We start from the raw sequence: 20,068 nt of genomic DNA on the forward strand, positions 1-20,068 counted from the left end.
AGATGCAAAGATGGCATAACACGGCAATTGCCCGGCACCACTCTGGCTTACCAGCCCCCGGGCATGCTCGCGTAACAAAAAGGGCAGTGCAAACGCGTGAGCCTGTTGGATTCATACCGGATGAGATTGCGGCGCAAGCGTCGTCTAGCGCGCTGCTTGCGTAAGCGGCGGGAATTAAAGCCAGTTTCTGACAATACTGCCCAAATCCAACACGACGATATCCTGTTGATGAGCGTTCTTCGGAACGAAAAGATCCGCATGCCCTATTTTCTGGATTATTACCGGAAGCTGGGCGTCGACCATTTTCTGTTTACCGACAATGACAGCGATGACGGCACGCGCGAATACTTGACCAGCCAACCCGACGCCTCGGTCTGGCATGCGCAGGCCAGTTACAAACGTGCCACTTTCGGTCTGGATTGGTCGAATTACCTGCTGCGCAAATTTGCGCATGGTCACTGGGTTCTGACCGTCGATCCAGATGAGTTCTTTATATACCCGTTCTGCGACACCCGCCCGGTTCGCGCGCTGACGGATTGGCTGGATGGCTGCGCGGTGCGCAGCTTTGGCACAATGTTGGTTGATATGTATCCGCAAGGCCCCGTGGACGCCGAACCCTATCGCGAAGGACAAGACCCGTTCGAAATCGCGCGCTGGTTCGATGCCGGCAATTACATGATCACCAAGAACCCGGCGTATAAGAACCTTTGGATTCAGGGTGGCCCACGCGCGCGCGTTTTCTTTCGTGACAACCCTTCGAAAGCGCCTGCACTGAACAAGATCCCTCTGGTGAAGTGGGACAAGCGGTATGTCTATGTCAGCTCGACGCATTCACTGCTGCCGCGCGGATTGAACCAAGTGTATGATGAATGGGGTGGTGAAAAGGCCAGCGGTGCGCTGCTGCATGCCAAGCTGATCAGCACGCTAGGCGAAAAAGCCTCGGAAGAGATGCACCGCCGCCAGCATTACCGCCGCTCGGGCGAATACCGTGCCTATTCCGAAGGGCTGGGAGACAAACCGGTGTTCTGGTGTGAGCAGTCCGAAAAATATATCAATTGGCGACAGCTTGAAATCTTGGGCCTAATGTCGAAGGGAAACTGGGCATGAATCGTCTGGGCATTGTCATGCTGGCCCATACGGCCCTGCACCGGGCCGCTCAGGTTGCGCGGCACTGGACAGCATCCGGTTGCCCGGTTGTGATCCATGTAGACCGCAAGGTACCTGCGCAAGACTATTCCGATTTCCTGGCCGCCTGCGCAGATGATCCGCTGATCCGTTTCTCGGAACGTCATATTTGCGAATGGGGGGGCTGGGGCATCGTCGCAGCCTCTCAATCCGCAGCCGAACTAATGCTCGAGGCGTTTCCGGATGTGCACCATGTTTTTCTATCTTCGGGCGCTTGCCTGCCGTTACGGCCAATAGACGAGCTGATCGCCTATATTGCTGACCGGCCCCGTGTGGATTTCATTGAAAGTGCAACCACGGCCGATGTCAGCTGGACGATCGGCGGGTTGGACCAAGAGCGATTTACGCTGCGATTTCCATTTTCCTGGCGCAGAAACCGCACGCTGTTTGATGCCTACGTAAAATTCCAGCGAACCGTCGGCATGCGTCGCAAAATCCCTGATGGGTTGATGCCACATATGGGCAGCCAGTGGTGGTGTCTGACGCGACAGACCCTCTCGGCTATACTTCAGGATCCAAAGCGCCAGATTTATGATCGCTATTTCCGCCAGGTCTGGATTCCGGATGAAAGTTATTTCCAAACGCTAACCAGACTCTATTCCACCCATATCGAAAGCCGGTCTCTGACCCTGTCCAAATTCGATTACCAGGGGCGGCCCCACATCTTTTATGATGACCATTTGCAGTTGCTACGCCGGTCGGATTGTTTTGTTGCTCGCAAAATTTGGCCGCGTGCAGACCGGCTATACCAGGCCTTTCTGACCGATCAGAACAGCGCAATGCGACCGACCGAGCCCAACCCGGGCAAGATCGACCGAGTGTTCTCCAAAGCGGTTGAGCGCCGGACGTGTGGGCGTGACGGGCTGTATATGCAAAGCCGTTTTCCGCGCCACGGTAGTGAAAACGGGCTGACTTCTTTCCCCTATTCGGTATTTCAAGGCTTTGCCGAACTGTTTGATGATTTCGTGCCCTGGCTGAGCGAAGCCACAGGGACCCGTGTCCACGGGCATCTATTTGCGCCTGAGCGGGCCGAGTTTGCAGATGAGGAAACCATTACCAATGGTGCGCTCAGTGATTGCCCCGTATTGCGAGACTATAATCCGACGGCCTTTATCTCGAACCTGATCTGGAACACGCGCGGTGAAAGGCAGTGCTTTCAATTCGGCCCTGCAGACACCCAAAAAATCAACTGGTTTCTGGCACGCGACAAGAATGCTCAGATATCGGTCATTACCGGAGCCTGGGCGATCCCACTGTTCCTGTCGAACATGAATTTCGCCGATATCCGTTGTGAGGCCGCACGTCTGCAGCAAATCGAGACCAAACAGCTTGAGGTCCTGAATTCCGTCTGGACCAAGGCACGGGTGCGTACATGGTCGCTGGCGGAATTCGTGGAATCCCCGATGGAGCCCCTGCAAACCGTGATCGAGGAAATCGGGACCAAACGCGCCAGCCACCTGACCGAAACTCCGGTGATGGTAGATCTATCCGGCTTTGGGAAATTCCTGCAAAACCTCAAGAACCAAGGTATGCATCCCTATCTTGTGGGAGACTTTCCCACGGACGATGTGTTTGGTTCACGGGTCCGTCCGTTCAAGAAACCTTATCTGGTGCAATAACCTGCCATGACACCCAGATTTGACTATTTCATCATTCTTGCCGCCATGCGTACCGGGTCCAACCTGCTTGAGTTCAACCTGAACGCACTGGAAGGCGTCGCGTGCCATGGTGAGGCGTTCAACCCCCATTTCATCGGTCGGCTCAAATCGGACAACCTGCTTGGTGTGACGTTGGAAGAACGCGACAACGACCCGATGAAACTTGTCCGCGCAATCAAATCAGACGGTGGAAAACTGAACGGTTTCCGTTTCTTCCAGGGGCACGATCCCCGAGTGTTAGAGCCTGCATTGACCGATCCGCGCTGCGCCAAGATCATTCTGACGCGGAATCCTTTGGATAGCTATGTCTCACTGAAAATCGCGCGTGAGACAAAGCAATGGCAGCTCAAGAACATAAAACGCCGCCGCGAGGCTCAAATCGAATTCGACGCGCAGGAATTTGAAAGGTATTTGGATCAACAGCAGGATTTCCAACTCCTGGTGCTCAACGCATTGCAGACGACAGGTCAGACCGGTTTTTACATTGCCTATGACGATCTCAACAATCTGGACGTTCTGAACGGCCTTGCCGACTGGCTGGGCGTCAATGCGCGATTGTCAGCGATCGACGACACGATTAAGCCGCAAAACCCGGAACCGACCCTGTCCAAGGTGACGAACCCTGAAGAAACAGCGTTAGCCTTGGCCGAGGTCGACAGTTTCAATCTGCATCGCACACCAAATTTCGAACCCCGTCGCGGGCCGGCGGTGGGTAATTACATCGCCGCCCCGGACACACCGCTGTTGTATCTGCCGATCCGCAGCGGGATTGAGGGGCCAGTGACACAATGGCTGGCCGATCTGGACAAGGTCAGCACCGACAGGTTGGTCACCAATCAAAATCGCAAACAAATGAGGCGCTGGCTGCAAAATCAAACTGGGCACCGAAAGTTCTGTGTGCTCCGACACCCTCTGGCCCGCGCGCATTCGGCCTTCTGTTCGTATATCCTCAGCACCGAACCCGGTGCATATCTGAAGATCCGCAACATGCTGCGCAACAGGTTCAAGGTACCGATTCCCGGACAATTACGCCCGGATAACTACCCAATCGAGCAGCATTATCAGGCATTTTCGGCTTTCCTTACCTTTTTACGACAGAACCTTGCCGGGCAAACACCCGTTCGGGTCGACGGGGTTTGGGCCAGCCAATCTCAGGTCCTAGACGGCATAGCCTCATTTGCCATTCCTGATCTAATCTTGCGAGAAGAAGAAATAAAAACGGCCTTACCCGATTTGGCGCGCCGCTTGGGCCATGACGCCCCGCCCAGCCCCGAACAATGCCCATCGGACGGGCCGTTCAAGCTGGACGACATCTATGACGCAAAACTAGAAGCGCTGGCGACCGAAGTCTACCAGCGCGATTATATGCAGTTCGGGTTCGGAGAGTGGAAATCCCCTACGGGCGCAGCGTGATCAGCGTGCCCTTGTTCACCATCGCATAGATTTCTTCGATCTCTTCATTCTTGACGGCGATGCAACCTGCGGTCCAATCCGGCGTCTTTTTGGCACGCTTCAATTCCGACCGCTTTTTCGGCTGGCCGTGAATGAAAATATCGCCACCCGGATCGACACCGGCTGCCTTGGCCTGCGCGATATCATTGGAATTCGGGTAGGAAATCCCCAATGACAAGTGATAGCGGCTGTTGGGATTGCGACGGTCGATCAAATAGCTGCCTTCAGGCGTGCGTCCATCGCCGCGCTTGGTCTTCGTGCCATTCGGTGCAAAGCCCAAGTCAACCTTGTATTCCTTGAGAATGGTTTCGTTGTGCAGAAGATACATCTTCCGCGCACCCTTGTTGATGACCAAAGAGGTCACTTCGGGGCCATCATAAGTCAGAAATCGTGGGCTGGCCGAAGCACAAGCCGAAAGGCCCAGCGTTGCCACAGCACCCAATCCAAATGCTCGACGATCCATGTTCACTGCCTGCTACTGCTCATTTTTTTTAAGCATTATGCCAAATTTCTGAAAATCTGAAATCACTTTTTTCTGTGTTGTTGCTCAGTCAGACGACGTTCGATGCTTTCCAGCCGTTCCAGCACTTCGTCACGATAGGCATCGGTCTTCACCTCATCCTCGGCATGGTGTGCATCCTGCATCGAGTTCACGATCAGACCGACCAAAAGGTTCACCACCGCAAAGGTGGTGACCATGATGAAAGGCACGAAGAACAGCCAGGCATAGGGGTAGACCTCCATCACCGGGCGGACGATGCCCATGGACCAGCTTTCCAGCGTCATGATCTGGAACAGCGTATAGGCCGACAGACCCAAATCACCGAACCAGTCTGGAAAAGAAACCGAGAACAGCTTGGTCGAGATTACCGCGCCGATATAGAACAGGATTGCCATAAGCAGGAACACGCTGGCCATGCCAGGCAGGGCCGAGATGAAACCTTCGACCACCCGGCGCAGGCGAGGCGCGACCGAGATGACCCGGAGAACCCGCAAAATCCGCAGCGCCCGAAGCACTGACAAGCCACCCGCACTTGGGATTAAGGCGATGCCAACAACGATAAAGTCAAAGATGTTCCAGCCATTGGTAAAGAACCGCTGCCTGGTTGCCAGCAGTTTCATGGCAATCTCGGCCACGAAGATAGCCAGACAGATGCTGTCCAGCGTCACGATCAGGGGGCCAGCGGCCTCCATAAGCGTAGGTGAGGTCTCCATCCCCAGCAAAATGGCGTTGAAGATAATGACCGCAGTGATGAACCGGCCAAAGGTGGGATTTTCAATGATGTTCAGCAGGCGCTGATTAAATCCCATCGTTACATTCTCCTGTGTGCTCATGATCCGGGGCCCCGTACAAACCGTGCGGCAAGTTCTGTGTGTGACGACCACCGAAATTGGTCCACCACCTGCACCCATTCAAGGGTGTAGCCTGCGTTTACCAGCATTTTTGCATCTCGCGCGAAAGTCACCGGGTTGCAGGAAACATAGGCGATTGTCGGAAGAAGGGCGTGCGCCAGCTCTGACACCTGCGCCTCGGCCCCGGCGCGGGGCGGGTCGATGACCACCGCGTCAAAGGGTTTTAGTTCATCCGGCATCAGCGGACGACGGAACAAGTCTCGGGCCTCGACCGTGACGCGCTTCAACCCCTGCGTTCGGCGCCAACCTTGATCCAGCGCATCTGTCATCGCGGCCTCGCCTTCCACCGCATGAACTTCGGCTGTCTGAGCAAGGGGCAGAGAGAAGGTACCGCTGCCCGCAAACAGATCCACAACGCGCTTTGCGCCTTGGGTGGCTTGCAAAACGGCCTGTAATAGAGCCTTTTCTCCGTCTTTTGTCGCCTGCAGGAAAGCCCCTGGGGGTGGCAACACCCCAGCCGCACCAAAGCGCTGAACGGGGGGCTCACGCATGGCGATCACCTCACCATTCCAGCTGAGGCGCGCAAGGCCGTGTTTCTCGGTTGCCTGCGCCAATGCCAGCTCTAGCGGGCCGTCCAGTGGCTTGCCACCTTTGACCGCCACATCCAGCCCCCCTTCGGACAGGGTCAGCGTCACGGCCAGCACGCCCTTGCGACTGCCGCCCAGAATGGCCAAGGATTCGGCCACCGGAATAGCGGCGATCAGGTCAGGATCCAACAGGTGGCAATCGGTGATCTCGGTGATTGTGTCGGATGCACGACCGTGAAACCCGGCCAGCGTACCTTTCTTTGTACGGCGTACCGCAATGGTTGCCCGGCGGCGTGATCGGGCCGGAGAGGTGTGGATCGGGCGCATCTGCGCCTCCAGCCCCTGCGCAGCCAGTGCATTGCGCACCACATCGACCTTCCAGTTGGCTACAAACTCATCAGCAGCATGCTGCAATTGGCACCCGCCGCACGCCTTGTAGTGGCGACAGGGCGCCTTGACCCGCTGATCCGAGGGCATTTCAACCCGGATTTCAGTCAACACCTGCCCTTCCAGAGACCCGCTGACCACTTCGCCCGGAAGGGTGCGCGGTGCATAAACGGGGCCATCGGCGATGCCATCGCCCTGGTGGCCAAGGCGGGTTATGGTGAACTGCTGTGTCATATGGCGCCTGATACCGGGGCTTTTCGGACAAAAAAAGCCCTTAGCGTGCTTTGCGCATTATTCGGCGGCTTCTGCCTGAATGAACCCGCCCGACTGGCGATGCCAGAACCGCGCGTAAAGCCCCCCTTGCTTCAACAGCACGTCGTGAGTACCGGTTTCGACAATTCGTCCCTGATCCAGCACGATAATTCGGTCCATCTCGCCGAGCGTCGACAGGCGATGCGCTATCGCCAGCACTGTCTTGCCCTGCATCACCCTGTGCAGCGCCGCCTGGATCGAGGCTTCAACCTCGGAATCCAGCGCCGACGTCGCCTCATCCAGGACCAGGATTGGCGCATCCTTTAAGATCGCGCGAGCCAAGGCAATTCTCTGCCGCTGGCCACCGCTGAGTTTCACGCCCCGCTCACCCAGATGGGCGTCGTAACCCTTGCGACCATGGGCATCCTGTAGGCTGAGGATAAATTCATGCGCTTCAGCCTTCTTCGCTGCCGCGATCATCTCGTCTTCTGAAGCACCCGGACGGCCGTATAGAATATTCTCACGCGCCGAGCGATTGAACATCGCCGTTTCCTGCGTAACCATTCCGATCTGTCCGCGCAAACTGTCCTGCGTTACCTGTGTCACATTCTGCCCGTCGATACGGATAGCGCCCTTTTCCCCGTCATAGAGCCTAAGTAACAGTGAAACTAAGGTCGACTTCCCGGCCCCCGAAGCCCCAACGATACCCAGTTTTTCACCTGAATGAACGGTCATGCTCACTTCAGACACACCACCCACATCGCGGCCATAGGCAAAGCTAACCTGATCGAAATCAATCTGTCCTTCGATCACAGCCAGTTCAGCTGCACCAGCCAAATCCTCGACCCGATCGCGTTTGGCCAGCGTCTTCATGCCGTTCTCGACCTCACCCACGTTGGCATAAAGACCCATCAGCGTGAAACTGACCCACCCAGTCATCTGCGCGATGCGAATAGAAACGGCTCCCGCCGCGACAATATCCCCTGCCGTTGCGATCCCGTTCCGCCACAACAACAATGTCGCGCCCAAGAGAAGCACCGGCAGTACCCCCGCCAGAACCATCAAGATAAAGCGGAAACTGGCGGACAATGCGCCAAACGCCAGCATCTTCTCGCGCAGGTCGACCATGGATTTGCGGGCGGCCTGATCTTCGAACGCGGAATGGGCGAACAACTTGACGGTTTTGATATTGGTGATCGTGTCGACCACCTGCCCTGACACCATCGCGCGCGCGCCGGCCCGCGCAGCAGACCGCACACGGATGCGCGGCAGATACCAGCGGATTAGCAGGAAATACACCACCAGCCAAGCGGCAAAGGGAAGCATAACCAACGGGTGAATAGACCCTAACAAGAGCAAAGAGCCCACAAGGGAAGCCAGCGCAAATACAATCGCGCTGATCGTTTCTGAGACGACCGAGGCCAGCGCATTTGAGGTTTGCATCTGTTTCTGTGCGATCCGACCGGCGAAATCATCGTCGAAATACGTGACCGATTGGCCAAGGGTCCAACGGTTCAGCTTGGCCAAAACCAGAGGCGGTACATTCGGCATGACGATGTAATTGTTGGTAACCGAAGACAGCCCGAACAAGGCCGGGCGCAGCACCATGAAAAACACGACCACACCAAAAAGCATCCGCAGGCTATCGCCCGAGAAAAAACCTTCGGGGCCACTTTGTGTCGCCAGATCAACCACCAAACCCAGCATCCAGGCAGTACCAGCCTCCATCGCACCCGCCGAGGCCGAGAAAAAAGCAGCAACGAATATCATCGGCCACGCGCCGGATAGACACCAGCGAATGAACGCCCCCAACGTTTGCGGCGGGGGCGTCTCAGTGTTTTTGAACGGATCGATCAGGTCGGCAACCTTCATTCCGCAGCCTCCGGGTTCAGGAAGCCTCCAGATTGCCGCGCCCAGAACTGGGCGTAAAGCCCACCATGCGCCAACAGCTCGGAATGCCCGCCCTGTTCCACGATCCGTCCCCCATCCATCACCAGGATACGGTCCATCTGGGCAATGGTACTCAGCCGGTGGGCAATGGCGATCACGGTTTTACCTTGCATCATGCCGTAGAGGGTCTCCTGAATGGATGCTTCGACCTCGGAATCTAGGGCGGATGTCGCCTCGTCCAACAGTAGGATCGGCGCATCCTTCAGGATCACCCGCGCCAGCGTCACCCGTTGCCGCTGACCACCGCTTAGCTTCACGCCCCTCTCGCCCACATGTGCGTCGTACCCAGTACGCCCCTGTGGGTCTTGCAGGTCGAGGATGAACTCATGCGCCTCGGCCTGTTTGGCGGCGGCAATCATCTGCTCCTCGGTGGCATTGGGGCGACCGTAAAGGATGTTGTCGCGCACCGAACGATGCAGCAGCGCGCTGTCTTGTTGCACCATACCGATATGGCTGCGCAAACTGTCCTGAGTGACATAGGCAATGTTCTGATCGTCGATCAGGATCGCACCCTGTTCCACGTCATAAAACCGCAAAAGCAGCTTAACTAGAGTCGATTTTCCCGCACCAGACCGCCCGATCAGACCGATCTTTTCGCCCGGGTGGATCGTCAGATTGATGTGATCCAACCCGCCTGTCTTGCGACCGTAGTGGTGCGACAGATCACGAATTTCGATCTGACCATTTGTCAGCTTCAACGGCTTGGCATCCCGCGAATCCAGCAAGTCGATCGGTTGCGCTATCGTCTCCATCCCCTCAGCCACCACACCAAGCTGACGGAAGAAACTGGTCAGCGCCCACATGATCCATCCCGTCATCGCATTCAGCCGCAGGGTGAGGGCAGTCGCCGCGGCAACTACTCCGACCGAGGCGCTGCCCTGCATCCACAAGGCAATCGCCCAGCCAACGACGCCAACAATCAGCAAACCGTTCAGCGTGACCAAAACCGCATCCATGATGGTGAAAATCCGCATCTCGATCTGGAAGGTCCGGCGCGTTTCCGCGATGGCTTCACGGGCGTAGTCCAGCTCTTGCTCATCATGGGCGAACATCTTGACCGAGTGGATGTTGGTGTAGCTATCGACCACCCGACCCGTCACCGCCGAACGCGCATCAGATGCAGCTTTTGACGCGGGGCCAACCCGCTCGACCGTCCAGCGCACCAGCAGGGCATAGAGCGCAAACCAAATCAGCAAGGGCAGCAGCAGGCGCGGATCGGCCGCCATCAGCAGGATCGCTGCGCCAACCAGATAGGCCAGCGAAAAGGAAATCGCATCGAACACCTGAAACACCGCCTCACCTGCAGCGGGGGGCGTTTGCATGATCCGGTTGGCGATACGGCCTGCAAAGTCATTCTCGAACCAGCCTACCGACTGCCGCAGCACGTGTTTATGCGCACGCCAACGGATGATGGTGCCAAAGTTCGGCAGGATCGTGTTGTTCAACAGCAGCACGTCGACCACATTCAGCATGGGTCGAAACAGCAGCACAAACACCGCCATCAGGATCAGTTCCGTACCATGTGCCTGCCAGACCTCAGCCGGGGAGCCAGATAACAGATCAACCACCCGACCCATATAGTAGATCAGCCCAACCTCGACCGCTGCCACGATGATCGAGATCAGCGCGGTCCAGAAGAAAACCCGCATGAAGGGCCGAGAATACTCCAGCATGAATGGCCACAACCGCGTGGGCGGCGTGTCGGTCTCGGTATAGTCAGCAAAAGGGTCAACAAGATTTTCGAAATAGCGAAACATGGAGAGTGCTCCAATTGAGCAGATAACAGGTCATGCGAAGAATGATGGCGCCAGAACACCACCCCTACGGGTCAAAGTGTCCCGGCTTTAGCCGAACCAGATCCCGTAATACATTCGCAGCCCTCCATTCATGTGACAGCCGCACGAAACCACAACGAAGTTGATTTGTCATCCCCTTTTGAGACTTTGGGTCAACCGCCCAAAAGGTCTTCGCGGGTCAGCGTGAAACCCGAGGCGATCCAGCGGGCCTCCAACTCGGCCAGTTTCTTGCCCAGCGCGGGGCCCGAGAATTCAGGGATCAGATCAATGGCCTGAATTGGGAAATCGGCCTTCGCCCCTTTGTTCAAATCCTGACGTAGGTCTTCGCTCCAGAGCTGTTCCAGAAAGGCACAGCGCAACAGGGTCTCATGCAAGCCGCCTTCTTCGCCATAGCGAAACCCTAACTCGGCCACACTGGCGGTACCTGATGCCTCGTCCCGCATACGTGTCAGACGCTGCAGCTGTGCTTTGCTGAGGCGTAGGGTTTTGGCAATATCGGTTGTCGCAATGGCGGCCAATCGGCGGATCGGCTCGGGCACTGCCCCGGCCTGTTCCTCCAACGCGATCAAAGGGGCCAGCGCGCGATCCTCAGCCCCGGGCAACAGCCGCGCCAGAACACCTGTCTGACGCATCGCCGCAATCGAGGGCGCGGGATCAGGCGCGCCCATTAGCTTGAGCAGCTCGGCCCCGACCCTTTCACGGGACAGCCCCTCCAATCCATCCAGATTGGCCGCAATCGCCGCCAGAGCATCCGGATCAAACCCGGCCTCGGTATCGCCATACCAGGCGTGAAATCGGAAATAGCGCAGCGAACGCAGGTAATCTTCGCGGATACGGTTCGCGGCAGTGCCGATGAACCGTACATGCCGCGCTTGAAGGTCCGGCAACCCGTTCAACGGGTCAAGAATAGTGCCGTCGGGCCGCGCGTAGATCGCGTTCATTGTGAAATCACGGCGCGCCGCGTCTTCCTCGACCTTGTCGGAAAAGGCCACCACCGCACGGCGCCCGTCTGTTTCCACGTCCCGGCGAAAAGTGGTGATCTCATGCGGCGCACCACCGCTGACCACGGTGACCGTACCGTGCTCAATCCCGGTAGGGATGGCTTTCAACCCTGCCGCCTGCGCCAATTCCATAACCTGCTCGGGCCTCGCATCAGTGGCGATGTCTATATCCGAGACCGGCGCACCCAACAGCGCGTTGCGGACACAACCCCCAACGAACAAAGCCAGCGCCCCGGCATCCGTCAGCGCCGAGCAGACTTTTTGCGTGGCCGGGTCAGAAACCCAACCTTCGGTAATTTGCGTCATTCATTCACCCGCGCGGCCAATCCCCGCAACATCCGGGCCGTCGCGCCCCAGATATAATAAGGACCGAACGGCACTGTGTAATAATACCTTTTCTGACCCCGCCAGCGGCGCGATTCAATGATATAATTCGCAGGGTTAAGTACATGTGCAAGCGGAACCGAGAATACTTCGTCCACTTCTCCCGGTTCGGGGATCGACTGGAACGTGTCACGTAGAATCGCAACGACGGGCGTCACGGTGAAAGAAGTGACTGTTTCATGGGGCGACAAGTGGCCCAGAATTTCTGGCAGCTCCGGCGGCAGACCGATTTCTTCCTGCGCTTCGCGCAACGCGGTGGCGGTCACATCGGCATCACCATCATCCTGCTTGCCGCCGGGAAAAGCAATTTGGCCGGGATGATGTTTCAGGGCCGAAGACCGTTTCGTCAAAATCAAACGCGGTGTGTCGCCCGCCAGCGTGATTGGAACCAAAACGCCAGCCGGACGCAGTTTGCGTCCTTCGGGCAGAACAGTTTCGGGGTTCAGGTCGAAATCACTCGACTCGATGCCGGGGCGACTAAGTGCCGCCCGCAACTTTTCCGTTGGATCAGGCGTCATCCGCATCAAAGCCAACCGAACCCGGATCCAATACGTAATGGGCACCGCAAAACTGGCAATCCGCCGTCACTTTACCCTCGGGCGTGGTCATCTTTTCGATGTCCTTGGCCGAATAAATCGACAGGCTTTGCCGCACGCGATCTTCCGAGCAGGTACAGCCAAACTGCACCGACTGCGCATCATAAACACGGGGCTGTTCTTCGTGAAACAGTCGAATCAACAGGTCAGTAGGTGCCACTGAAGGCCCGATCAGCTCCAAATCCTCGACCGTATCCAGGAGGATGTTTACGCGGCCCCAGTTTTCGCCCTCTTCGCCATCAACCAGATCTTCGGCGGTCAGAATTTGACCCTCACCGTCTCCGGTGGCGACAAAAGGCGACGCCTTGGGCATGTGCTGCAACATGACACCGCCCGCACGCCAGTGTTCCCCAATACCCGGTTCGGTCGATTTGCCGAAGCTCAGCGAGAAGCGGGTCGGCAGCTGCTCGGATTGCGCGAAATACGCCTCGGCACAGGCAGAGATCGAGCCACCAGCCAGCGGGGTGATCCCCTGATAGGGCTGCGTACCCTCACCCTGATCGATCATGATGGCGAAATAGCCCTCACCCACCTGATCGAACGGCGCACCATCGGTCAGGCGCTCGCGGTCAAAACTGGCATAAGCGCGGATGCGGGCCGGCTCGCCCTCTTGCTTGGGTGCATAGTAGTCGGTTGCAATCATGCGCACCGGGCCCTTGGACTGAACCTGCAACGACAATTTCCAGCGCAGCGAAACGGTCTGGCCGATCAACGCGGTCAGCAAGGCCATCTCAGCCACGAGCGCCTCGACCTTTTCCGGATAGTCGTGCTGTTTCAGAATGCCGTCCAGCACACCGTCCAGACGGGCCACACGGCCGCGCATATCCGATAAATCGAGTTGAAAGGGCAGGACGGTGTCGTCCCACGCGATTTTCGTTCCAAGAGACATGGGGTTTCCTTACACGCCACGGGTTGGCATACCGGCACCATATAGGTCGTACAGTTTGGGTTGTAAGGGGCCATACATGATCAGACGGTTCGGTGAAACCCCGGAAACGGGTCGGTCCTATACACGCAGACCGGGAGTTTACGCCCTGCTGCCGCAGGGAAAGGACTTGCTGGTGACTTGGTACGACGATGGTCTGAACCCCGAATTACAGCTGCCGGGCGGTGGCATCGACCCCGGTGAATCGCCGATCAGCGCGCTGCACCGGGAAGTGTTCGAGGAAACCGGTTGGCTGATCGCGGCCCCCCGTCGGATTGGAGCGTTTCGCCGGTTTACCTATATGCCAGAATATGACCTCTGGGCCGAGAAAATCTGCATGATCTACAGCGCCCGCCCCGTGCGCCGGATGGGCCCACCCCGCGAAGCCTTTCATGAGGCGATCTGGATGGAGACCGCCGCCGCAGTACATATGCTGGGTAATGACGGGGACCGTCACTTTGCCACCCGGCACCTGAACGGGCTTTAAGGCCCATTATACTCAAAGAAAACTGCAGAAACATCGTCATCCATACCTGTTCCGGGGGCCATGGCCTGCGTCAGGCGCCAGAACATGTCGTCCAGAAATTCAGGACCCGTACGGCCAGGCGCGCAGCCCTTCGCCATCTGGCGCAGCCCCTCTTCCTCCAGCAGGCCCCCTTCGGCCAGACCGCATTCCGTAAACCCGTCCGAGTACAGCAACACCTTGTCGCCCGGCCGCAAATAGGTTTCGGTTCGCTGGAAACTGATATCCGGCAACAATCCGATGGGCAGTCCGCCCTCGCCCAGAAACTCGGTACTGCCATCGTGACGCAGTACAAGCGGATGCGGGTGCCCGGCCTGCACCATTTTCAGGTGACCGTTTCGCAGGTCGACGATAGCGTAAACCATCGTGAAGTATTCTTCGACGCCTGCATCGGCCATCAGGCGGCAATTCAACATGCCGGCGACTTGTTCGGGCGGCAGCAGTGCATAGAATTTGTCAAAGCGCTTTTCCATCGCCACGTTCTGGTCGAAATGGTTGCTGGACAGATATCCCCCCAACCGCGCCGTCATCATCGCCGAGGTAATACCGTGGCCCGATACGTCGATGCTGTAGAACCCCAGACGATTGACCCCGGGCGAGAACATCCCCACCAGATCGCCGCCAATGTGGCCACAGGGTTTCAGCAAGAGGCTGACCTGCGACTTTCCAAAGGTTCGCGTCAGTTCCGGAACCAGTGATTCCTGTATCTTTCGGGCCTGGATCAAATCCTTGTCGATGGCGTCATGCGCGACCCGCAGTTCTTTCAGCGCGGATTCGATCATCCGGTTTTTTTCAGAAAGTTCGCGCTGCATATCCAGAATCCGGGCCCCCGCCGAAATACGTGCGCGCAGCTCATCAGCCTCAAGTGGCTTGATCAGGAAATCATCAGCACCAGCATCCAGCCCGCGCGCCACTTCCTGCTTTTCGCTTTTTGAGGTCAGAAGGATGAAATAGCTGTACTGATCTCTTTCCAGCGCACGAAAGGCCCGGCAGAATTCAAGCCCGCTCATCCCCGGCATTATCCAGTCGCTTAGAACAAGGTCCGGCGGGTCCTTGGCACACATCTCAATGGCCATATCACCACTGGCGGCCTCCAGCACTTCGAACCCCCATTTTTTCAGCGACGCCACCAGAATCCGCCGTTGTAAGCGGCTGTCATCGACGACCAGCACCTTTTGGATCGCGCCAAAATCCAGTTCTGTTCTGATCTCTGCCTGACTGCCCTCTGCCACCTGAACCCTCTGTACTGTGACCGTCACGGAACGTCGCGACCCTAGCGCGCGTCGGCTTAACATCCGGTGAAGGCGGCATTTTCATGTTGCTTAACCTGCTCTTTACCGGCGTTGGGTTATCCAAATCCGATCGCGGAATGTGTGGAAAGGCCGAACATGATCGACTGGTCCAGGGTCAAACAACTGCGGGATGAGATGGGCGCCGCTGAATTCGACGAGGTGGTGCAGATTTTTCTGGAAGAAGTGCAGGATACCATTAACCGGCTGCACAAAGACAAATACCGTTCCGAGTTCGAGCGGAACATGCACTTCCTCAAAGGCAGCGCGCTGAGCCTTGGTTTTGACCAGTTCTCAAAACTCTGCCAAGACGGTGAGCGCAATGCGGCCGCCGGCAATGCGGCTGAGGTTGATCTTGCTGCGATCCTCAAGGTCTATGACGAGTCCAAGGCCGTCTTCGTCAATGAATGCGCCGCACGGCTGGCCTAGATCACAAACTGAGCCAGCGTCTCATCCTCGGTTATGTCGGTATAGGTAAACCCGGCCTCGTCCAGATGCGCGAAAAGGCGGGCGAAGTTTTCCGGCTTGCGCGTTTCGATGCCGATCAGGACCGAGCCGAAATTGCGCGCCGATTTCTTCATGTATTCGAACCGGGCGATATCGTCTTCGGGGCCGAGAATACCCAGAAACTCTTTCAGCGCGCCGGGTCGTTGAGGTAGACGCAGGATGAAGTATTTTTTGACGCCGGAATAACGCTGCGCGCGTTCCTTGACCTCAGGCAGGCGTTCGAAATCGAAGTTTCCACCCGAAGTGACGCAGACCACGGTCTTGCCGCGAATAAAACTCTGCACATCGGCGACCGCTTCAATCGCCAAAGCACCGGCGGGCTCCAGAACGATGCCTTCGACATTCAGCATTTCGATCATGGTGGTGCAGATGCGGTCCTCGGACAGCACCAGCACGTCGGACAGGTGACGATCCTTGAGCAGTTCAAAGGGTTTCGCACCGATCCTTCCGACCGCCGCACCATCGACGAAGTTATCCACCTGATCCAGCACCACCGGGTGTCCCGCCGCCATCGCCGCGTGCAGGCAAGCCCCACCCTTGGGTTCGACAAACAGGCAATGGGTCCGATCTCCGAACCACGTTGCCACGCCCGAGGACATGCCGCCCCCACCCACAGGCAGAATCACATGATCAGGCAAGCCGCCTAACTGCGCCTCGATCTCAACCGCCAATGAGGCCTGACCTTCGATCACATCCTCATCGTCGAAAGGCGACAGGAAATGCCCGCCCTGCTGCGTGCACCATTTCTGAGCCGCATTCAGCGTGTCGTCGAAGTAGTCGCCGATTAGGTGGACCTCGATATTGTCACCACCAAAAATACGGGTCTTCTGGATTTTCTGCTGCGGGGTCGTCACCGGCATGAAAATCACACCCTTCACGCCCAGATGCTTGCACATGAAGGCCACGCCCTGTGCGTGGTTTCCCGCACTGGCACAGACGAACAGGTCCTGCCCCTGCTGTTTGCGCATAGCATTGAACGCGCCGCGGATCTTGTATGACCGCACCGGGCTGAGGTCTTCTCGCTTGAGCCAGATATCCGCGCCATAGCGGTCGGACAGATGGGCATTCCGCTGCAGCGGTGTGGGCGGAAACACAGTGCGCATTGCCTGTTCGGCGGCGCGGGCGCGGGTCATGAAATCAGTCATAGCGATTTCAGTGCCGCATCACCGCCGAAAGGGCAAGGAATACATATGTGTACGGGCAGTCAGCGAAGCTCTCGATTTTCGATAATGTAACCGTAGAGGGCAGTCATCATGCTGATGCCCAACATGAACAGGAACCACTGCGCAACAAGGAGATAGAAAAAACTGCCGATAAATGAAGCGAGCGGAGTATGAAGCAGCAAGTTTGGGATTGCAGTGAGAACTCCAATACAGAGCGCCGCGACAAGAATTGGCTTCGAGTATTCCTTGGTTTTGCTCCAAGAATCCGGCACTCTCATAAATTCTCCGACTGCCGCAGCTGGAAGCACTAGCGAAAGCCTCATCGAGATATAAGAGACTACAACACCAAGTAAAAAACCAAGAATTGTTCCGTCATTGGTCGATACAGCACCGTCGTTGAAAAGGGCTGCGGGTATCAAGAAAACAATGATGGCAACAAAGCACAGCAAAGAGCTAAGCGGAATAATCCTGATGAATGCGCCCGCATATGCCCACATTCTATCGCTGTTCCATATTGGCCACGCCAGATTTGGCTCGATACTTTGAAGCACATATCGGTGCCAGCCAACAGCTATCCAAACAAGAACGATGAGGTATAGCGCGATAATAGCCAAGACACCAAGTACCAAAACCCCAGATACTGAGGGAGCTTCACCGGTCGTTTCTGAAACGCCCATCGGGAGTACAGTCAGAAGATAGAAAGCGGCACCCAAGCAGAGAAATGGGAAGAGACTTAGTTTTAACGCAACTGATATGTTGTCCAAGAGCATCAAAACAGCATGTCTAAAAAATTGGTAGCCTAACAAAATTCAATCCCCTCAACCAATCCTTGTTCTCTTTCCACCCGTTTCACCCCAATTCCCACCCTGCGTCAACGCAGATAACTTGCCCCCACGTCCAAAACCCGTTAGGGGCCAATCGTCTTACGAATAAGGGGAAGTCAGATGTCCGCGCCCAAGAAAGTTGTCCTGGCCTATTCCGGTGGCCTTGATACCTCGATCATCCTGAAATGGTTGCAGACCGAGTATGGCTGTGAGGTGGTAACCTTCACCGCCGACCTGGGTCAGGGTGAGGAACTGGAGCCCGCCCGCAAAAAGGCCGAGCTTCTGGGGATCAAACCCGAAAACATCTATATCGAGGACATCCGCGAAGAATTCGTTCGCGATTTCGTCTTCCCCATGTTCCGCGCCAATGCCGTTTACGAAGGTCTGTACCTGCTGGGCACCTCGATCGCGCGTCCGCTGATCTCGAAACGTCTGGTTGAAATTGCCGAGGAAACCGGTGCTGATGCAGTCGCCCACGGCGCGACCGGCAAGGGCAACGATCAGGTCCGGTTCGAACTGGCCGCTTACGCACTGAACCCTGACATTAAGGTCATTGCCCCGTGGCGCGAATGGGACCTGACCAGCCGCACCAAGCTGCTGGAATTTGCCGAAGCGAACCAGATTCCGATTGCCAAGGACAAGCGCGGCGAGGCACCCTTCTCGGTCGATGCCAACCTGCTGCACACCTCGTCCGAGGGTAAGGTTCTGGAAGACCCAGCCGATATGGCACCCGATTATGTCTATCAGCGCACCGTCCACCCCGAGGACGCACCGAATGAGCCCGAGTTCATCGAGATCGGCTTTGAAAAAGGCGACGCGGTCAGCATCAATGGCGAAGCGATGAGCCCGGCCACCATCCTGACCAAGCTGAACGAATATGGCGGCAAGCACGGCATTGGCCGTCTGGACCTGGTCGAAGGTCGCTTTGTCGGTATGAAATCGCGTGGCATCTATGAGACTCCGGGCGGCACCATTCTGCTGGAAGCACATCGTGGTATCGAGTCCATCACCATGGACCGTGGCGCGATGCACCTGAAAGACCAACTGATGCCGCAATATGCCGAGCTGATCTATAACGGCTTCTGGTACTCGCCCGAGCGCGAGATGCTGCAGGCGGCCATCGACAAAAGCCAAGAGCACGTCACCGGCACCGTCCGCGTGAAACTGTACAAAGGTCTGGCCTCGACGGTGGGCCGCTGGTCGGATCACTCGCTGTATTCCGAGGCGCATGTGACCTTCGAAGAAGATGCCGGTGCCTACGATCAGACCGACGCGGCAGGCTTCATCCAGCTGAACGCGCTGCGTCTGAAGCTGCTGGCGGCGCGGGACAAGCGCTTGTCCAAGTGATCGACGACGACGATCTCAACGACGAACTCGATATGTTCATCGAGGCGCAGGACGCGGTCTGGTCCGACGTCCTGCGCGAATTGGAACACGGGCAGAAAACCAGCCACTGGATGTGGTTCGTGTTTCCGCAGCTGGCCGAACTTGGTCGGTCTCACATGGCGCAGCTTTACGGGATCGAGGATCTTGCCGAAGCTACGGCCTATCTGGACCACACGGACCTCCGCCAACGCCTGACCGAGGTTGCAGGGCTGATGCTGCGACATAAAGGGCGCGATGCCAGCGACATTCTGGGTGGGATCGACGCAAAGAAACTACAATCCTCCATGACGTTGTTTTCATCCGTTCCCGGAGCCCCAACCGAGTTTCAGGCCGTGCTTGATGCTTTCTATGCAGGGCAACCCTGTGAGCGGACTCTGCAGATCTTGCGGATGTCGTAAACGCAGGGTCCAGTTGGGTCATCCTTGCACATGAACGCCCCTTCTCTTTACGCATACGCAAATTGTGAAGGGGACGAGAATGCTTCAGGACATCGCCAACGGGATTCAACAAGGTTTGAATGGCAAGAGCTTTGAAGGCTCACTCAAATTCGATTGCGGCGAGGATGGCGTTATCGTTCTGGCTGACAATCAAGCCACCACGCAAGATCGCGACACCGATTGCACTATTCGGATCTCGCAAGACAATCTGGCCAAATTACTGACTGGTAAGCTGAACCCGATGACCGGCGTGGCGTTAGGCAAGCTCAAAATCTCAGGCAATATGGGCGTGGCAATGAAGTTGGGGCAATTGCTGGGTTAGGCGATAAAATCGTCTCACCACCCCGTGACAAACCATGTCGGCAGATTGCGCCAGTACATAAGTCAGGGCAACCTGATCCTGAAAGGAGACC

19 protein-coding genes are annotated in these 20,068 nt (G+C 56.9%); 8 read left to right on the plus strand and 11 right to left on the minus strand.

The genetic code is table 11. From position 1 onward, the window contains the following. Positions 1-120: 120 nt before the first annotated feature. From ACR0D7_RS11745 to ACR0D7_RS11755, 3 genes are read left to right on the plus strand one after another with little or no spacing between them, the layout of a single operon-like run. Entirely contained in the window at positions 121-1,107 is a 987-nt protein-coding gene (locus ACR0D7_RS11745) for a glycosyltransferase family 2 protein (protein ID WP_480679268.1), read from the plus strand. Beyond that, positions 1,104-2,804: a DUF5927 domain-containing protein gene (locus tag ACR0D7_RS11750; protein WP_480679177.1), complete on the plus strand. Its 1,701-nt coding sequence runs from the start codon at positions 1,104-1,106 to the stop codon at positions 2,802-2,804. The genes ACR0D7_RS11745 and ACR0D7_RS11750 overlap by 4 nt, the downstream gene beginning before the upstream one ends. Positions 2,805-2,810: 6 nt before the next feature. Then, on the plus strand, positions 2,811-4,256 hold the full coding sequence (locus tag ACR0D7_RS11755; RefSeq protein ID WP_480679178.1) for a nodulation protein NodH: 1,446 nt from the start codon (positions 2,811-2,813) through the stop codon (positions 4,254-4,256). Here the strand turns inward: ACR0D7_RS11755 and ACR0D7_RS11760 are convergent. From ACR0D7_RS11760 to hslO, 8 genes are all read right to left on the minus strand, one after another. Then, a complete protein-coding gene (locus tag ACR0D7_RS11760; protein ID WP_480679179.1) occupies positions 4,240-4,758 on the minus strand; it encodes a L,D-transpeptidase family protein in 519 nt (172 codons plus the stop codon). The genes ACR0D7_RS11755 and ACR0D7_RS11760 overlap by 17 nt on opposite strands. 62 nt (positions 4,759-4,820) lie before the next feature. Next, positions 4,821-5,606: an ion transporter gene (locus tag ACR0D7_RS11765; RefSeq protein ID WP_170382264.1), complete on the minus strand. Its 786-nt coding sequence runs from the start codon at positions 5,604-5,606 to the stop codon at positions 4,821-4,823. A gap of 20 nt (positions 5,607-5,626) precedes the next feature. Further along, a complete protein-coding gene (locus ACR0D7_RS11770; protein WP_480679180.1) occupies positions 5,627-6,856 on the minus strand; it encodes a class I SAM-dependent RNA methyltransferase in 1,230 nt (409 codons plus the stop codon). A gap of 57 nt (positions 6,857-6,913) precedes the next feature. Beyond that, the gene (locus ACR0D7_RS11775; RefSeq protein ID WP_480679181.1) at positions 6,914-8,746 is read right to left on the minus strand and encodes an ABC transporter ATP-binding protein; all 1,833 of its coding nucleotides are present in this window, start codon (positions 8,744-8,746) and stop codon (positions 6,914-6,916) included. Beyond that, positions 8,743-10,581: an ABC transporter ATP-binding protein gene (locus tag ACR0D7_RS11780; protein WP_480679182.1), complete on the minus strand. Its 1,839-nt coding sequence runs from the start codon at positions 10,579-10,581 to the stop codon at positions 8,743-8,745. Before ACR0D7_RS11780 ends, ACR0D7_RS11775 begins: the two co-directional genes overlap by 4 nt. Before the next feature lie 191 nt (positions 10,582-10,772). Then, positions 10,773-11,927: a CCA tRNA nucleotidyltransferase gene (locus ACR0D7_RS11785; RefSeq protein WP_480679183.1), complete on the minus strand. Its 1,155-nt coding sequence runs from the start codon at positions 11,925-11,927 to the stop codon at positions 10,773-10,775. Next, positions 11,924-12,523, minus strand: a complete 600-nt coding sequence (locus ACR0D7_RS11790) for a CoA pyrophosphatase (RefSeq protein WP_480679269.1) — start codon at positions 12,521-12,523, stop codon at positions 11,924-11,926. Before ACR0D7_RS11790 ends, ACR0D7_RS11785 begins: the two co-directional genes overlap by 4 nt. Further along, positions 12,513-13,490, minus strand: coding sequence for an Hsp33 family molecular chaperone HslO (gene hslO / locus ACR0D7_RS11795; RefSeq protein ID WP_480679184.1), 978 nt, complete (start codon positions 13,488-13,490; stop codon positions 12,513-12,515). Before hslO ends, ACR0D7_RS11790 begins: the two co-directional genes overlap by 11 nt. A 76-nt stretch (positions 13,491-13,566) precedes the next feature. Here hslO and ACR0D7_RS11800 point away from each other — a divergent pair, with 76 nt between their 5' ends. Beyond that, positions 13,567-14,013: an NUDIX domain-containing protein gene (locus ACR0D7_RS11800; RefSeq protein WP_480679185.1), complete on the plus strand. Its 447-nt coding sequence runs from the start codon at positions 13,567-13,569 to the stop codon at positions 14,011-14,013. Here ACR0D7_RS11800 and ACR0D7_RS11805 read toward each other — a convergent pair. After that, the gene (locus ACR0D7_RS11805) at positions 14,010-15,281 is read right to left on the minus strand and encodes a PP2C family protein-serine/threonine phosphatase (RefSeq protein WP_480679270.1); all 1,272 of its coding nucleotides are present in this window, start codon (positions 15,279-15,281) and stop codon (positions 14,010-14,012) included. The genes ACR0D7_RS11800 and ACR0D7_RS11805 overlap by 4 nt on opposite strands. Positions 15,282-15,437: 156 nt before the next feature. Here ACR0D7_RS11805 and ACR0D7_RS11810 point away from each other — a divergent pair, with 156 nt between their 5' ends. Next, on the plus strand, positions 15,438-15,767 hold the full coding sequence (locus ACR0D7_RS11810; RefSeq protein ID WP_480679186.1) for an Hpt domain-containing protein: 330 nt from the start codon (positions 15,438-15,440) through the stop codon (positions 15,765-15,767). On the opposite strand, the gene ilvA is transcribed toward ACR0D7_RS11810, so the two are convergent. Beyond that, positions 15,764-16,990, minus strand: coding sequence for a threonine ammonia-lyase IlvA (gene ilvA / locus ACR0D7_RS11815; RefSeq protein ID WP_480679187.1), 1,227 nt, complete (start codon positions 16,988-16,990; stop codon positions 15,764-15,766). The genes ACR0D7_RS11810 and ilvA overlap by 4 nt on opposite strands. A gap of 59 nt (positions 16,991-17,049) precedes the next feature. Then, positions 17,050-17,814, minus strand: coding sequence for a hypothetical protein (locus tag ACR0D7_RS11820; RefSeq protein WP_480679188.1), 765 nt, complete (start codon positions 17,812-17,814; stop codon positions 17,050-17,052). Between the two features lie 138 nt (positions 17,815-17,952). Between ACR0D7_RS11820 and ACR0D7_RS11825 the strand changes: the two genes are divergently transcribed. From ACR0D7_RS11825 to ACR0D7_RS11835, 3 genes are all read left to right on the plus strand, one after another. Next, positions 17,953-19,179 (plus strand): argininosuccinate synthase, encoded by a 1,227-nt coding sequence (locus ACR0D7_RS11825; protein WP_480679189.1) that lies wholly within the window; start codon positions 17,953-17,955, stop codon positions 19,177-19,179. 32 nt (positions 19,180-19,211) lie between these two features. Continuing rightward, the gene (locus tag ACR0D7_RS11830; protein WP_480679271.1) at positions 19,212-19,616 is read left to right on the plus strand and encodes a DUF1810 domain-containing protein; all 405 of its coding nucleotides are present in this window, start codon (positions 19,212-19,214) and stop codon (positions 19,614-19,616) included. 79 nt (positions 19,617-19,695) lie between these two features. Continuing rightward, positions 19,696-19,977 carry an SCP2 sterol-binding domain-containing protein gene (locus ACR0D7_RS11835; protein WP_170382288.1) on the plus strand — a complete coding sequence of 94 codons (282 nt, stop codon included), beginning with the start codon at positions 19,696-19,698 and terminating at the stop codon, positions 19,975-19,977. Positions 19,978-20,068 lie beyond the last annotated feature (91 nt).

This window comes from Ruegeria sp. BB7 (assembly GCF_056539365.1).